The organism is Roseiterribacter gracilis, from assembly GCA_018332375.1.
Classification (GTDB): domain Bacteria; phylum Pseudomonadota; class Alphaproteobacteria; order BOG-932; family Roseiterribacteraceae; genus Roseiterribacter; species Roseiterribacter gracilis.
Genome location: BOPV01000001.1, coordinates 1,721,210 through 1,734,125 on the forward strand (window position 1 = coordinate 1,721,210; position 12,916 = coordinate 1,734,125).

A 12,916-nucleotide genomic window follows, 5' to 3' on the forward strand; every position below is an offset into this window, starting at 1 on the left:
CCCCTTGCGGCGGCGGCCTTTTGCACGGGCGGCCCGCAATGAGCGAAGAGCGCATCGTCGATTTCGAAGCAGCGTTGCGGGCACGACGAACGCAACCGCAACCATCGTCACGACCGGTGTGGATCGCAGTCGCGCTGATCGTGCTCAGCCTCGCATCGATCTTGTTTGGGCTCGACGGACGGCTCGTATCGACCGTCGCGCGCTTGGTTACGTCGACGCAATGCGCGCTGGAAACACATGCCGACCGGTTCTTCCCGTCACCGAGCGGCCAGCGGCACGTGTTGCCCCGCGAGCTGGAACCGGTTCGCTAGTCAGCTCGCCTTCTTCATCAACTGCGCCAGGCTCAACCCCATCGGTTCGGCCTGGAAGGCGACGTTGTAGCGGTTGTAGATGTTGATGATGCCGATCGCATGCGTCAGCTCGACCTGTTCGCGTTCGCTGAACACGTTCTTGATCTGCGCGTAGGCTTCGTCGATGTCGCGACGATCGAGACGGGTCAGCGCTTCGGTCCAGGCCAATGCAGCGCGTTCACGCGCGTCGAAATCCTTGGCCTCGCGCCAGCCTGCAACCAGATTGATCTTGGTCCATTCGACGCCAAGATCGACCAGCGTGCGCGCGTGCAGATCGAGGCACAGAGCGCAGCCATTGAGCTGCGACGCGCGCAGATTGATCATCTCCAGCAGCGGTTCGCCGAGCGTGCTTTTGTGCAACGGCACGGCAGCGCCATAGACGGCGCGCAGCAGGTCGGGAGCGACTTTGTTGTAATCGAGACGGGCAGACATCGTGGGATCTCCAGGTTTAAGAGGCTCGCGGCCTCTGCCCTGTTGACGACCGACCAAGTCCGGGCGTGACACTTGTCACGAAATCAATTGCTGGCCCGTCATCTCGTCATGGACGACTCTGATCCCGCTCGCTTTGAAGAGCTGCGCCCGCGGCTGCAACGCCTGGCCTATCGGCTGCTTGGCTCGGTTGCTGAGGCTGAAGACGTGGTGCAGGACGCGTTTCTGCGCTGGGCCGCCGCCGACCGCGACCAGATCCAGGTTGATGCGGCCTGGCTCAGCACGGTGACGACACGGCTGGCGCTGGACCGTCTGCGTTCGGCCAGCGTCGCGCGCACCGACTATGTCGGGCCGTGGCTGCCCGAGCCGATGCTGGAAGCGCCCGACAGCGACGCACCCGACTATGCGATCAACCGCGCCGAGGATGTGTCCACCGCATTGCTGCTGGTGTTGGAGCGGCTGGCGCCGACTGAACGCGCCGCTTTCCTGCTGCATGAAAGTTTCGACATGTCGCACGCCGACATCGCCAACGCGCTGGGGCTGAGCGAAGCCGGGTCGCGCCAGATGGTGCACCGGGCGCGCGAACGCGTGCGCAGCGAGAAACAACGGTTCGAGGTCGATCCGAAAACCCAGCGAGATCTGGTGGCGCGCTACGCCAAGGCGCTGATCGCGCGCGACACGCTGGGCGTCGCCGCCTTGCTGGCGCCCGACGTGGTGTTGCTCAATGACGGCGGCGGCCATGCCGGCGCGGCACGTAATCCGATCGAGGGCGCCGCGCATGTCACGCGGCTGTTCGACGGCATCAACCGCAAGAACAAATCGGTCACGTTCCAGATCATGCAAGTCAACGGCGAGCCGGGCGTGGTGCATTTCATCGGCGAGACCGTTTTCGCCGTCGACACGCTGCGCATCGAAGACGGGCGCATTGCGGCGGTGTACCGCCAGATGAATCCTTACAAGCTGACGCGCACCGCATCGATGCCGCGCACGCCGGATTCGTCGGCGGCGTAATAGGCGATCAACGCACCGCCGTCGTCGAGCGGCAGAATCCAGGGATAGCCGCAATCCGGCGACGGCACATCGTCGACCAGCACGATCTCGTCGCCGAAACTGCCGTCCTGCCAGAAGCGCGCGCGGATTCCGTAAGGCTTGGCGCGATAGCCATAGACGACCAGCACGCGCCCGTCGGCGAGCTGACACAGGTCGCTGGGGTGGCCGATGAAGTCGTGCACCACGGCGTCATCCCAGCTGCGCCCCTCATCGCGCGACAGCGAGGTGGCGAGACGGCCAGCAGCGTCGCTGGTGCGATGCACCGCCAGCAACGCGCCGTCGACAAGCTGCAGCAGCGCGGTTTCGCAGAAGCCGACGTCTTGCGCCGGGTCGTACGCGATCGTCGCGCGCTTGGCGAAGGTCGCGCCGCGATCGTGCGATTCCCACAGCTCGCTCGAAACCCGCGTTGCATTGATCCGGCCGCCATAGGTCGCCTGCAGGATCGTTCCGTCGGCAAGCTCGACCGCACGGCCGCGCACGGGACCACCATGCCACCGCCGTATGTCGGGGATGATGTCGAGATAGAGCGGATCGTGCGGGAAGAATTGATGTGGCGTCCACGTGACGCCGTCATCGTCGCTGGTGCGCGCATATCCGCCCCAGAAGAAATAGGCGAGATCCGTGTCGTAAAGTTGCGTCGGTCGCGCGCCCTTCTCAACCAGCGGCCGCGCCTGCGACGCCGGCAGCGGATAGTAGGAAAAGCCGGTCAGCAACAAACGCCCGTCGCGCAGGCGCAGCAGATTTGGATCCTGGTCGCAAACGCTGATCGCGGGCGGCAATACGCGCGGTGCACCCACCGGCACGCCGCTGTGGTCGAGCGCCTGCAGCGTGATCTGCGAACGTGCATCGAGATGGTCGACCTGGTGCAGCGCCGTATCGGTCCGCAGCATCCGGTGATCCGGCGCCCGGCGATAGGCAAGCCAGAAGCCGCCGTCGCGCACGCACAGGCTTGGAAAGGACGCGTATTGCCCGTAGCCGCGCACGAGAGTCGAGCGGGTGAGTTTCATGGGCGCCAACGCAACCAGACCATCTCGTATCCTTGCGTTTCGTGCGGCGCGCGATGGGTTTCGACGAAACCGTGCCGCGCATAGAAACGCAGCCCGTCGACGTTCGTTGCCTGCGTGCGCAGCGTAAAGCCGTCCGGATAGCGTTGTTTCGCATCGCGCAGCAGCGCGCTGCCGACGCCTGCATTCTGCGCGGCCGGTACGACGAAGAGCTGTTCCAGCCGCATCTCGTCTTCGAGCATCGCCGAAAAGCCGACCAGCGTTTCGTCGAGTCGTGCCACGCGCACGCGCCAGCGACCACGCAGTTCTTCTGTCACGCGCTCGATCAACGGATCGACTGTGTGCCCGTGTGCGAGATCGCGGTTGGCGTCGGTCCAGCTTGCGAACCAAATCGCAGCCAGCTCCGCAGCCGCGATCGACGGATTGTAGGCGGCGAGTTCGATCGTCATGCGGGCCAGCGCAGCAACGCCATCTCGACGCCCATCACCGGATGAGTCTCGCGGCCATATTCGACAAAGCCGTGGCGCGCATAGAGGCGCAGCGCGTCGTGGTTGGTGAGCTGCACGCGCATCTGCAGACCGTCTGGATGGTTCGCCTGGGCTTCGCGCAGCAGCGCGCTGCCGATGCCGCGCCCTTGCGCTGACGGTAAGATGAACAGCTGGTCGAGCAGCTTTTCGGCTTTCGCGACGGCGCAGAAACCGACCAGCATCCCGTCAAGCCGCGCAACGCGCACCGTCCACCGACCTTCGGCGAGAAAGCGCGCTGCACGCTCGGTCATATTGTCGAGCGTGATCTGCGGCGCCAGCGTCGGATTGCGATCGCGCCAGGCCGTATGCCAGATGCGGGCGATCTCGGATGGTGCGATCGCCGCGTCGTAGTCGGCGAGCTGAAACATGTTCAGCCGCCGGATTCGCGTCGCAGGCGGTTCACGAAATCGACCAGGCCGTGCTGGCGGCGACGTTTCAAACGTTCGGCGGTCAGAATGGCGCGCACGGCGTAGACGCTTTCGTCCAGCGCGCGATTGACCAGCACATATTGATATTCGCGATAGTGGCTCATTTCGTCGGCCGACTTCGCCATGCGGCGGCGGATGACGTCTTCGCTGTCGAGCGCACGACCGCGCAGGCGTTTTTCCAGTTCGTCGGTCGATGGCGGCAACACGAAGACGGTCACGATGTCTTCGGTCAGACCTTCGGAGATTTGCTGCGTACCCTGCCAATCGATGTCGAACAGCATGTCGCGACCAGCGGTCAGCGCGTCTTCGACCGGCGCGCGCGGCGTGCCGTAGTGATTGCCGAACACTTCGGCATGCTCGATCAGCGCGCCGCGTTCGACCAGCGACTGAAACTCGGCCTTGCCGATGAAATCGTAATCGACGCCGTCGCGTTCGCCTGCCCGCATCGGACGCGTCGTGACCGAGACCGACAGCGACAGGTTGGGGTCGCTGTCGAGCAGCGCGCGCGCGATCGAGGTCTTGCCGGCCCCGGACGGGGACGACAGAACCAAAAGCAGGCCGCGGCGCGTGATCTCTGGGTCCATAGTGATCCCGGTCCTACACGAGCGCCCCGGAGTCGGCAAAGATCCCACCATGCCCCGCCCTGCCCCGCCTCGTTCGATTCTGATTACTGGCGCCTCCTCGGGCTTGGGCGAAGCGCTGGCCCGGCACTACGCGGGCCCGGGCATTGCGCTGCACCTGAACGGCCGCGATGCAACCAGGCTGGAAGAGGTCGCCGCGCTCTGCCGTGCCGCCGGTGCGACGGTCGCGACGCGCGTGCTCGACGTCACCGAGCGCGAATCGCTGGCGGCGTGGATCGACGCGCGCGACCGCGAAACGCCGCTCGATCTCGTCATCGCCAATGCCGGCGTTTCGGCGGGGACCGGACGTTTCGGCGAAAGCGAAGCGCAGGCGCGCCACATCTTTGCGGTCAATGTCGACGGCGTGGTGAACACGGTGCTGCCCGCCATCGCAGCGATGCGTCCGCGCGGACGCGGACAGATTGCAATCATGGCGTCGCTGGCCGCGTTTCGCGGCTTCCCGGGTGCGCCTGCTTATTGCGGGTCGAAAGCAGCGGTCCGCGTTTGGGGCGAGTCGCTGCGCGGCGAAGTCGAACGCCACGGCATTTCGGTCAGCGTCATCTGCCCAGGCTATGTGCGCAGTCGCATGACCGCCGTGAACACATTCCCGATGCCGTTGCTGATGGACGCCGAACGCGCAGCAACGATCATCGCGCGCCGCCTTGCACGCGGCCGCGGCCGGATTGCGTTTCCGTGGCCGATCTATTTTGCGGTGTGGCTGATCGCACTGCTGCCGACGTCTTGGACCGACAATCTGCTGGCGAAACTACCGAAGAAAGCAGGTGCCGAATGATCCGCTTCGTGAAATTCGTCAATCTGCCGGTGCGCGACCAACAGCGGGCGCTGGAGTTCTATCGCAACGTGATGGGGTTTTCGGTCGAAACCGATGCCGCCTACGGCGACAGTCGCTGGATCGAGATCGGCATTCCGCAATCCGACACGCGTCTTGTCTTCACCAAGCGCGACGACGATACGGTGCCGCAAGCCCCGACCGTCGTGTTCTTCAGCGACGATGTCCGCGGCGATCATGACCGCCTGGTTGCGCGCGGCGCGACATCGAAGGCACCGCCAACCGAAACCCCATGGGAGAAGGGCAAGTCCTATGCGTGGCTGCTCGACAGCGAGAACAACCTGCTGATGCTCAGCGATAGCTGACCCGAGAAGGGCGATCAGCCCTTCTTGCCGCGCTCGATCGCGTCGGTGATCAGCTTGCCGGCCTGGTCGGGTCCGACCCAGTTCACGATCGTCACCCACTTGCCCTTTTCCAGGTCTTTGTAGTGCTGGAAGAAGTGCGCGATCTGTTCGCGCAGAATGACCGGCAGGTCTTCGTACGTGGCGACGCCGGTATGGAACGGGTGCAGCTTGTCGACCGGCACCGCGATGATCTTTTCGTCACCGCCCGCCTCGTCTTCCATCATCAGCGCGCCGATCGGACGGCAGCGCACGACGCAGCCCGGCACCACCGGCACCTGGCTCACCACCAGCACGTCGATCGGGTCGCCGTCGGCCGACAGCGTGTGCGGCACGAAGCCGTAATTGCCGGGATAGAACATCGCCGTGTGCAGGAAACGGTCGACCGTCAGCACGCCGGCTTCCTTGTCGAACTCGTACTTCACGGGCGGGCCGCCCTGGCTGATTTCGACCAGGACGTTGATGTCGTGCGGCGGGTTCTGGCCCACCGAAAGCTTCGAGAGATCCATGGGGCGCGTTTTACGCCCCGATGCGTCGCTTCCACCAGCGCGCACCGCCGATGGCAGCTAGCGATACGAGGAAGAGCGCGAAGGTCACCAACATGGCCCGCAACGGCCAGGCCGGCGTTCCGTCCAGCCGTTCGGTCTCGCCGGCGGTGATCCAGGCCGCGGCCCCGGCCGATTCCAGCATCCACAACAAGGTGCAGACCCCGACCGCGACGAAGGCGAAGCCGATGGCGCGAAACGCTGCCTGGGCGCGATTTTCGAGCTGCTCGCTGCCGATCCGTTGATGCGCGATCTCGGTCTCGTGGCCGCCGACCAGCAGCGTGAGTTTGGTGTCTTCGATGTCGCGACGCATCGCGCTTCTTCCTTGTTTGGTCCTGAGTCGACGCAGCCGTTTTAACGCACGCGCGTTACGCGTTCGTTGCGACAATTCGGTGAATGAGAATTGCGTCGAAGGTTTGACGGAAACCGACTGTGAGTCAGTTCGGCTTCTGCTTGGCGCGCCAGATCGCGACATTTTTATTGTGTTCGTCGAGCGTCGTGGCGAACGCATGTCCGCCCGTGCCGTCGGCGACGAAGTACAACCACGGGCCCGTTTCCGGCTTGGCTGCAGCGGCTAGCGACGCCTTGCCTGGATTGCAGATCGGGCCCGGCGGCAAACCGTCTTTTGCGTAGGTGTTGTACGGCGTGTCGGAGTCGAGATCGGCGCGCGTCAGGCTGCGCCCCAACTGCTGATGACCCAATGTCAGCCCATAGATCGTCGTCGGGTCCGATTGCAGCCGCATCTTCTTCGCCAGGCGATTCAGAAACACCGCAGCGACTTTGCCGCGTTCGGATGCAACGCCGGTTTCTTTCTCGATCACCGACGCGAGGATCAGCAACTGTCGTTTGTCGGTCAGCGCCAAATCGGGCGCGCGGTTGCGCCAGGCTTCGTCGAGCGCCGCATCGGCGGCGCGGCGCATGCGCTGCACCAGATCGGCGCGCACATCGCCGAGCGAGAAATTGTAGGTCTCGGGCAGCAGCGAACCTTCGGGCGGTGCATCGCCGCCAAGTTCGCCCGACAGCGCCGGCTCGGCCTTCACGAGATCGAGGATCTGCGTCACCGACAGGCCTTCGGCGATGGTCAGTCTGTGCACGATCGTCTTGCCGTCGCGCAGTTGCTGCACCAGCGACTTCGCGCTGGGATGGGATGCCACGAGATACTCGCCCGCTTTCAACGAGCGACGGTCGCCGAAACGCGTCGCCAGCATGAAGGTCCACGGCGCCGGAATCAGATGCGCGTCGTAGAGCAGCTTGGCGATTTCTTCGGTCGACGAACCTTTGGGAACGACGATGGTCGTGTCCTGCGCCATCTCAGCCGGCGCCGACATTTGCTGATCGACCCACAGCGCTGCACCGCCCGCGAGCAATGCGAGCGTCAGCAATACACCGAGCAGGCGCACCAGCGCCCGCACCGCTTAGTGATACTCTTTGAAGACCAGCGACGCGTTGGTGCCGCCGAACCCGAACGAGTTCGACAGTGCCGCACGGATCGGACGCTGCTTGGCCTGCAACGGAACCAGATCGACGCCTTGGCAGGCTTCGGACGGGTTGTTGAGGTTCAAGGTCGGCGGCGCGATGTCGTTCTGGATCGCTTTGATCGAGAAGATCGCTTCGACTGCACCGGCGGCGCCGAGCAGATGGCCGATCGCCGATTTGGTCGACGACATCGAGACCGTGTTGATCGCGTTGCCGAACAGACGCTTCACCGCCCCAACTTCGATTTCGTCGCCGAGCGGCGTCGAGGTGCCGTGTGCGTTGATGTAATCGATGTCTGACGGAGTCATGCCGGCGCGCTTCAACGCGGCCGTCATGGCGCGGAACCCGCCATTGCCGTCTTCTGCCGGCGCGGTCAGGTGATACGCGTCACCCGACATGCCGTAGCCGACGACTTCGGCGTAAATCTTCGCGCCGCGTTTCTTGGCGTGCTCGAGTTCCTCGAGCACGACAATACCGGCGCCTTCGCCCATCACGAATCCGTCGCGGCCTTCGTCGAACGGACGCGACGCCGTCGCCGGCGCCTCGTTGTACGACGTCGACAACGCACGGCAGGCGGCAAAGCCCGCCATGCCGATGCGCGCAACGGCGGCTTCGGTACCGCCCGCAATCATCACGTCGGCGTCATCGAGCATCACCATGCGCGCGGCATCGCCGATCGCATGTGCACCCGTTGCGCACGCCGTCACGACTGCGTGGTTGGGACCTTTGAAACCGTAGGCGATCGAAACGTGGCCCGAGGCCTCGTTGATCAGGCTTTGCGGAATGAAGAAGGGCGACAGGCGTCGCGGTCCTTTTTCATGCACGACGATCGAGCCGTTGTAGATCGCCGGCAAGCCGCCGATCCCCGAGCCGATCATCACGCCCGTCCGCTCTTGCCCTTCGGCGTCCTGCGGAAGCCAACCGGAGTCGTGGATGGCCTCTTTGGCAGCGGCCATCGCGTAGATGATGAAGTCGTCCATCTTCTTCTGGTCTTTCACCGGGACGTAATCGTCCGGATTGAAACGACCTTCAGAAGCTTCGCCGCGCGGTACCTGACCGGCGATCTTCGCCGGCAGGTCCGAAACGTCGAAATTCTCGATGCGGCGGATGCCTGACTCACCGCCAATCAGGCGGCTCCAGGTATCCGTAACGCCGACGCCGAGCGGGCTGACCATGCCCAGCCCGGTGACCACCACCCTACGCATTCTGAAACTCCGGCAGCCGCGCCTCGCTTACGAGGTCGCGTGCTCCTTCAGGAAATCGATCGCGTCTTTCACCGTCAGGATCTTCTCGGCCGCATCGTCCGGGATCTCGACGCCGAATTCTTCTTCGAAGGCCATGACCAGCTCGACCGTGTCGAGGCTGTCGGCGCCCAGATCGTCGATGAAGCTCGCATTCTCGGTCACCTTGGCCTCTTCGACGCCCAGATGTTCGACAACGATCTTCTTCACGCGCTCGGCGATATCGCTCATTCCTAACCTTCCGTTCTTGCTGGGTTTCTGCCGGGATATTGCAACACCGGCCAGGCGCTGATTGCTCTCAGATTCGCGCCGAAACGGCGGTGGTCGTAGCACAGGCCTGCCAGCCCTTCAAACAGCCGCATCAAATCATCGCCATTCCACCGTTCACGTGCAGGGTTTGCCCCGTCACGTAGCCGGCCTCATTGCTGGCCAGATATAGGACCGCTGCGGCGATTTCATCAGCCGTCCCCAGCCGCCCGGCCGGCACTTTCGGCAGAATCGCAGCCCGCTGCGCCTCATTCAGTGCATCGGTCATCGCGGTCTCGATAAAGCCCGGAGAGACCACATTGGCCGTAATGCCGCGGGTAGCAAGCTCGGCTGCCAGGGCCTTGGTGAGGCCGATCAGCCCGGCCTTGGCCGCCGCATAATTGGCCTGGCCCGGATTGCCGGTGGTCCCCACGACCGAGCCGATCGAGACGATGCGGCCCCAACGGCGCTTCATCATGCCCTTCGACGTGGCGCGGGCGAGACGGAAGCTGGCGGTCAGATTGACGTCCAGCACCGACTGCCATTCGTCGTCCTTCATGCGCATCGACAGGTTGTCGCGCGTGATGCCGGCATTGTTGACCAGAATATCGATGCCGCCGCCCAGCGCCGCTTCGGCGTCCTTGGCCAGCTGCTCGACCGAGGCTGCATCCGACAGGTTGGCGGTAACGACGACCGCCGTGTCGCCAATTTCCTTGGCGACCGCGTCCAGCGCGTCGCGGCGCGTGCCCGACAGCGCGACGCGTGCGCCCGCCTTGGACAAAGCCAGCGCAATCGCGCGGCCGATACCGCCCGAGGCGCCCGTAACGAGCGCCGTCTTGCCGGTGAGATCGAACATCAAGCGGCCCTTTCTTTTTGAAGAACGTCACGCGCGGCTTCGACCACGCGCGCCATGTCGTCGAACGCAACATCGTGATGCGTCACGGCGCGGCAGCGATCGGCGCTGAACGCCGCCACGCGCACGCCGCGCGTCAACATGCGCGCCGCAAAAGACGGCGCGTCAAATCCGGTTTGCGTCACGTCGAAGAACACGATGTTGGTCGCGGATTCGACGCGTACGCCCGGCAATGCAGCCAGTCCATCGGCCAACGCCTTTGCCGCGCGGTGATCGTCGGCAAGACGATCGACATTGTGGTCCAGCGCGTACAGCGCAGCGGCGCCGAGAATGCCCGCTTGGCGCATCGCACCGCCCATCCGCTGTTTCCAGCGCCAGGCTTGTTCGATGAACGCTTTGCTGCCCGCCAACGCGGCGCCGACCGGACAGCCGAGCCCTTTGGAAAAATCGATCCAGACGCTGTCGCAGTGCGATGCCCACGCCGCCGCCGGTTGCCCCGCAGCGACCGCTGCGTTCAACAAGCGCGCACCGTCGAGATGCACGGCACAGCCACCGTCGCGCGCCGCTTTGACGGCGTCGCCGAACACATCGAGCGGCCACACTGTGCCGCCACCGAAATTCGCCGTGTTCTCGAACGACACGACGCGCGTCACCGGCGCGTAGCGGCTTGGTTCGCGGATCGCTGCGCGCACGTCGGCGGCGGTGAACACGCCGCGCACGCCAGGCAGCGGCGTGATTTGCGCGCCTGCCAACGCAGCCGGCGCACCGCCTTCGGAATTCAGAATGTGCGAGCTGCGATCGGCCAGCACTTCATCGCCGGGGCGGCAATGAACCAACAGCGAAATCTCGTTCGCCATCGTGCCCGACGGCAGAAAGACCGCGTCTTCCTGGCCCAACAGTTCGGCAACCCGCGCGCACAGCGAATTGATGGTCGGATCTTCGCCGCGCTGTTCGTCACCGACCTCGGCCGCAGCCATCGCGGCGCGCATTGCGGCGCTGGGCCGCGTCTGCGTGTCGCTGTAGAGATCGATGAGACGGTTCTGCATCAAAGCGTCTTCAAGAACGCGTCGATGTCGGCCGGCGTGTTGAGCGTGACGCCTTCAATTTCTTTGTCGATGCGCTTGGTGAGACCGGTCAGCACTTTGCCGGCGCCGACTTCGACCAGCTGTCCGACGTCCTGCGACTTCATCCACAAGACGCTTTCGCGCCAGCGCACGGTGCCGGTGACTTGTTCGACCAACAGATCGCGAATGCGCGACGGTTCGTGCACCGCTTCGGCGACGACGTTGGCAACCACCGGCACGGCGGGCGGCGCCATCGCGACGTCGGCCAGCGCCTTCTGCATCGCGTCGGCGGCCGGCGCCATCAGCGCGCAATGGAACGGTGCCGACACCGGCAATTTCATCGCGCGTTTGAAGCCGCGTTCAGCGGCCAGCGCGATCGCACGATCGACTGCTTCGGCGTGACCCGACACGACGATCTGTCCCGGCGCATTGTCGTTGGCGGCTTCGCAGACCTGCCCCTGCGCCGCTTCTTCAGCGATGGCGCGCACCGCGTCCAGTTCGGCACCCAGAATCGCGGCCATCGCGCCGACGCCGACCGGCACTGCGCGTTGCATCGCCTGGCCGCGGATTTTCAGCAGCCGTGCCGTATCGCCGAGCTTGAACACGCCGGCCGCGGCCAGCGCCGAATATTCGCCCAGCGAGTGGCCGGCAACGAACTTGGCGTGCTTGCTCAGATCCACGCCGCCTTCCTGCAGAACCCGGAATGCAGCCACTGACACCGCCATCAGGGCGGGCTGGGCGTTCTCGGTCAGGTTGAGGTCGGTATCCGGCCCCTCCCACATCAGCTTGGACAGCTTCTGCGACAGGGCGTCGTCGACCTCTTCAAAGACCTGGCGGGCGGTTGCGAAGGCGTCGGCCAGCTCGCGGCCCATGCCGACGGCCTGGCTACCCTGGCCGGGGAAGATAAAGGCACGCGACAAGGCTGGAACTCCGGGTGGGGGCTGGAAGGGGCGAACCGATGGCCGTCCCGGCCCCTGCATGTCAACTAGAACCCTGGAAACCCAGGTTCCGCTTGCGTTCGCCCGGGCCCCTATGCTTATTGCGCCGCTTCTCCTTGCCGACCCCTCGCCACGGGTCGGCTAGGGCCGGGCGGCTGGCCTCGTCGTGAGGAACAGCGCCGGTCCACCAACAGCCAAAGGGAGACCACATGGCGTTGTACGAAACCGTGTTTATCGCACGGCAAGACCTGTCGTCGGCTGCCGCTGAGCAGCTGACCGAAACCTTCACCCAGCTGCTCAAAGACAACGGCGGCGAGGTGAAGAAGACGGAACAGTGGGGTCTCAAGACCCTCTCCTTCCGCATGAACAAGAACCGCAAGGGTCACTACGTTCTCTTCAACATCGACGCGCCGCACGCTGCGATCGCGGAGATGGAGCGTCAGATGCGTCTGAATGAAGACGTGCTGCGCTACATCACGATTCGCGTTGAAGAACACGAAGAAGGCCCGTCGGCCATGATGCAGCGTCGCGACGATCGCGATCGCGGCGAGCGTGGCGGTTTCGGTGGTGACCGTGACCGTGGCTATCGTCCGCGTCGTGAAGACGGCGCCCCGGAAGCCGACCTTATTGAAGGAGCCGTCGTATGAGCGACGTCAGCAACCAGGGTCGCGGCGAAGGCCGCGGCGGCGAGCGCAGCGGCGGTGGCGATGGTGCCCGTCCGGCGCGTCGTCCGTTCTTCCGTCGTCGCAAGACCTGCCCGTTCTCGGGCCCCGGCGCGCCGAAGATCGACTACAAGGACGTGAAGCTGCTCGGCCGCTTCATTTCCGAACGCGGCAAGATCGTGCCGAGCCGCATCACTGCGGTGTCGACCAAAAAGCAGCGTGAGCTGGCGCAGGCGATCAAGCGCGCCCGCTTCCTCGGCCTGCTGCCCTACGTGTTGAAATAAGGAACACG

Annotated in this window: 19 protein-coding genes; 6 read left to right on the top strand and 13 right to left on the bottom strand. The window is 64.7% G+C overall.

What is annotated here, in order from left to right:
- Positions 1 to 38 precede the first annotated feature (38 nt).
- Entirely contained in the window at positions 39 to 311 is a 273-nt protein-coding gene (locus TMPK1_RS08565) for a hypothetical protein (RefSeq protein ID WP_420242562.1), read from the top strand.
- Here TMPK1_RS08565 and TMPK1_RS08570 read toward each other — a convergent pair whose 3' ends face one another.
- On the bottom strand, positions 312 to 782 hold the full coding sequence (locus TMPK1_RS08570) for a carboxymuconolactone decarboxylase family protein (RefSeq protein ID WP_420242563.1): 471 nt from the start codon (positions 780 to 782) through the stop codon (positions 312 to 314).
- 108 nt (positions 783 to 890) lie between these two features.
- Between TMPK1_RS08570 and sigJ the strand changes: the two genes are divergently transcribed.
- The gene (gene sigJ / locus TMPK1_RS08575; RefSeq protein ID WP_420242564.1) at positions 891 to 1,790 is read left to right on the top strand and encodes an RNA polymerase sigma factor SigJ; all 900 of its coding nucleotides are present in this window, start codon (positions 891 to 893) and stop codon (positions 1,788 to 1,790) included.
- Here the strand turns inward: sigJ and TMPK1_RS08580 are convergent.
- From TMPK1_RS08580 to gmk, 4 genes are read right to left on the bottom strand one after another with little or no spacing between them, the layout of a single operon-like run.
- Entirely contained in the window at positions 1,733 to 2,836 is a 1,104-nt protein-coding gene (locus tag TMPK1_RS08580) for a sialidase family protein (RefSeq protein ID WP_420242565.1), read from the bottom strand. The two genes, sigJ and TMPK1_RS08580, sit on opposite strands and share 58 nt — an antisense overlap.
- On the bottom strand, positions 2,833 to 3,282 hold the full coding sequence (locus TMPK1_RS08585; protein WP_420242566.1) for a GNAT family N-acetyltransferase: 450 nt from the start codon (positions 3,280 to 3,282) through the stop codon (positions 2,833 to 2,835). Before TMPK1_RS08585 ends, TMPK1_RS08580 begins: the two co-directional genes overlap by 4 nt.
- Positions 3,279 to 3,728, bottom strand: coding sequence for a GNAT family N-acetyltransferase (locus TMPK1_RS08590; RefSeq protein ID WP_420242567.1), 450 nt, complete (start codon positions 3,726 to 3,728; stop codon positions 3,279 to 3,281). Before TMPK1_RS08590 ends, TMPK1_RS08585 begins: the two co-directional genes overlap by 4 nt.
- Before the next feature lie 2 nt (positions 3,729 to 3,730).
- Positions 3,731 to 4,372, bottom strand: coding sequence for a guanylate kinase (gmk, locus tag TMPK1_RS08595; RefSeq protein ID WP_420242568.1), 642 nt, complete (start codon positions 4,370 to 4,372; stop codon positions 3,731 to 3,733).
- 49 nt (positions 4,373 to 4,421) lie between these two features.
- Between gmk and TMPK1_RS08600 the strand changes: the two genes are divergently transcribed.
- Both TMPK1_RS08600 and TMPK1_RS08605 read left to right on the top strand, forming a co-directional pair.
- Complete coding sequence (locus TMPK1_RS08600; RefSeq protein ID WP_420242569.1) at positions 4,422 to 5,201, top strand: SDR family NAD(P)-dependent oxidoreductase; 780 nt, start codon at positions 4,422 to 4,424, stop codon at positions 5,199 to 5,201.
- Positions 5,198 to 5,563 carry a VOC family protein gene (locus tag TMPK1_RS08605; protein WP_420242570.1) on the top strand — a complete coding sequence of 122 codons (366 nt, stop codon included), beginning with the start codon at positions 5,198 to 5,200 and terminating at the stop codon, positions 5,561 to 5,563. The genes TMPK1_RS08600 and TMPK1_RS08605 overlap by 4 nt, the downstream gene beginning before the upstream one ends.
- A 14-nt stretch (positions 5,564 to 5,577) precedes the next feature.
- On the opposite strand, the gene ppa is transcribed toward TMPK1_RS08605, so the two are convergent.
- The 8 genes from ppa to fabD form a co-directional block, all read right to left on the bottom strand.
- A complete protein-coding gene (gene ppa, locus TMPK1_RS08610; RefSeq protein WP_420242571.1) occupies positions 5,578 to 6,108 on the bottom strand; it encodes an inorganic diphosphatase in 531 nt (176 codons plus the stop codon).
- 10 nt (positions 6,109 to 6,118) lie between these two features.
- Positions 6,119 to 6,457, bottom strand: a complete 339-nt coding sequence (locus TMPK1_RS08615; RefSeq protein ID WP_420242572.1) for a hypothetical protein — start codon at positions 6,455 to 6,457, stop codon at positions 6,119 to 6,121.
- Positions 6,458 to 6,581: 124 nt separating this feature from the next.
- A complete protein-coding gene (mltG, locus tag TMPK1_RS08620; protein WP_420242573.1) occupies positions 6,582 to 7,556 on the bottom strand; it encodes an endolytic transglycosylase MltG in 975 nt (324 codons plus the stop codon).
- A 3-nt stretch (positions 7,557 to 7,559) separates the two neighbouring features.
- The gene (gene fabF / locus TMPK1_RS08625) at positions 7,560 to 8,825 is read right to left on the bottom strand and encodes a beta-ketoacyl-ACP synthase II (protein WP_420242574.1); all 1,266 of its coding nucleotides are present in this window, start codon (positions 8,823 to 8,825) and stop codon (positions 7,560 to 7,562) included.
- A 27-nt stretch (positions 8,826 to 8,852) separates the two neighbouring features.
- The gene (locus tag TMPK1_RS08630; protein ID WP_420242575.1) at positions 8,853 to 9,092 is read right to left on the bottom strand and encodes an acyl carrier protein; all 240 of its coding nucleotides are present in this window, start codon (positions 9,090 to 9,092) and stop codon (positions 8,853 to 8,855) included.
- Between the two features lie 130 nt (positions 9,093 to 9,222).
- Positions 9,223 to 9,963 carry a 3-oxoacyl-[acyl-carrier-protein] reductase gene (gene fabG, locus TMPK1_RS08635; protein WP_420242576.1) on the bottom strand — a complete coding sequence of 247 codons (741 nt, stop codon included), beginning with the start codon at positions 9,961 to 9,963 and terminating at the stop codon, positions 9,223 to 9,225.
- On the bottom strand, positions 9,963 to 11,006 hold the full coding sequence (locus TMPK1_RS08640) for a threonine aldolase family protein (RefSeq protein ID WP_420242577.1): 1,044 nt from the start codon (positions 11,004 to 11,006) through the stop codon (positions 9,963 to 9,965). Before TMPK1_RS08640 ends, fabG begins: the two co-directional genes overlap by 1 nt.
- Positions 11,006 to 11,944 (bottom strand): ACP S-malonyltransferase, encoded by a 939-nt coding sequence (gene fabD / locus TMPK1_RS08645; protein ID WP_420242578.1) that lies wholly within the window; start codon positions 11,942 to 11,944, stop codon positions 11,006 to 11,008. The genes TMPK1_RS08640 and fabD overlap by 1 nt, the downstream gene beginning before the upstream one ends.
- Before the next feature lie 227 nt (positions 11,945 to 12,171).
- On the opposite strand from fabD, the gene rpsF reads away from it, so the two are divergent.
- The gene (rpsF, locus tag TMPK1_RS08650; RefSeq protein ID WP_420242579.1) at positions 12,172 to 12,609 is read left to right on the top strand and encodes a 30S ribosomal protein S6; all 438 of its coding nucleotides are present in this window, start codon (positions 12,172 to 12,174) and stop codon (positions 12,607 to 12,609) included.
- Positions 12,606 to 12,908 (top strand): 30S ribosomal protein S18, encoded by a 303-nt coding sequence (gene rpsR / locus TMPK1_RS08655; protein ID WP_420242580.1) that lies wholly within the window; start codon positions 12,606 to 12,608, stop codon positions 12,906 to 12,908. Before rpsF ends, rpsR begins: the two co-directional genes overlap by 4 nt.
- Positions 12,909 to 12,916 lie beyond the last annotated feature (8 nt).

What these genes read in the sequence shown, in the direction of transcription:
- gmk (WP_420242568.1), bottom strand. Translation starts at nt 4,372, where the DNA reads ATGGACCCAGAGATCACGCGCCGCGGCCTGCTTTTGGTTCTGTCGTCC.
- TMPK1_RS08570 (WP_420242563.1), bottom strand. Translation starts at nt 782, where the DNA reads ATGTCTGCCCGTCTCGATTACAACAAAGTCGCTCCCGACCTGCTGCGC.
- rpsF (WP_420242579.1), top strand. Translation starts at nt 12,172, where the DNA reads ATGGCGTTGTACGAAACCGTGTTTATCGCACGGCAAGACCTGTCGTCG.
- TMPK1_RS08630 (WP_420242575.1), bottom strand. Translation starts at nt 9,092, where the DNA reads ATGAGCGATATCGCCGAGCGCGTGAAGAAGATCGTTGTCGAACATCTG.
- TMPK1_RS08580 (WP_420242565.1), bottom strand. Translation starts at nt 2,836, where the DNA reads ATGAAACTCACCCGCTCGACTCTCGTGCGCGGCTACGGGCAATACGCG.
- sigJ (WP_420242564.1), top strand. Translation starts at nt 891, where the DNA reads ATGGACGACTCTGATCCCGCTCGCTTTGAAGAGCTGCGCCCGCGGCTG.
- TMPK1_RS08590 (WP_420242567.1), bottom strand. Translation starts at nt 3,728, where the DNA reads ATGTTTCAGCTCGCCGACTACGACGCGGCGATCGCACCATCCGAGATC.
- TMPK1_RS08585 (WP_420242566.1), bottom strand. Translation starts at nt 3,282, where the DNA reads ATGACGATCGAACTCGCCGCCTACAATCCGTCGATCGCGGCTGCGGAG.
- ppa (WP_420242571.1), bottom strand. Translation starts at nt 6,108, where the DNA reads ATGGATCTCTCGAAGCTTTCGGTGGGCCAGAACCCGCCGCACGACATC.
- TMPK1_RS08565 (WP_420242562.1), top strand. Translation starts at nt 39, where the DNA reads ATGAGCGAAGAGCGCATCGTCGATTTCGAAGCAGCGTTGCGGGCACGA.
- TMPK1_RS08640 (WP_420242577.1), bottom strand. Translation starts at nt 11,006, where the DNA reads ATGCAGAACCGTCTCATCGATCTCTACAGCGACACGCAGACGCGGCCC.
- TMPK1_RS08600 (WP_420242569.1), top strand. Translation starts at nt 4,422, where the DNA reads ATGCCCCGCCCTGCCCCGCCTCGTTCGATTCTGATTACTGGCGCCTCC.
- fabG (WP_420242576.1), bottom strand. Translation starts at nt 9,963, where the DNA reads ATGTTCGATCTCACCGGCAAGACGGCGCTCGTTACGGGCGCCTCGGGC.
- TMPK1_RS08615 (WP_420242572.1), bottom strand. Translation starts at nt 6,457, where the DNA reads ATGCGTCGCGACATCGAAGACACCAAACTCACGCTGCTGGTCGGCGGC.
- fabF (WP_420242574.1), bottom strand. Translation starts at nt 8,825, where the DNA reads ATGCGTAGGGTGGTGGTCACCGGGCTGGGCATGGTCAGCCCGCTCGGC.
- TMPK1_RS08605 (WP_420242570.1), top strand. Translation starts at nt 5,198, where the DNA reads ATGATCCGCTTCGTGAAATTCGTCAATCTGCCGGTGCGCGACCAACAG.
- rpsR (WP_420242580.1), top strand. Translation starts at nt 12,606, where the DNA reads ATGAGCGACGTCAGCAACCAGGGTCGCGGCGAAGGCCGCGGCGGCGAG.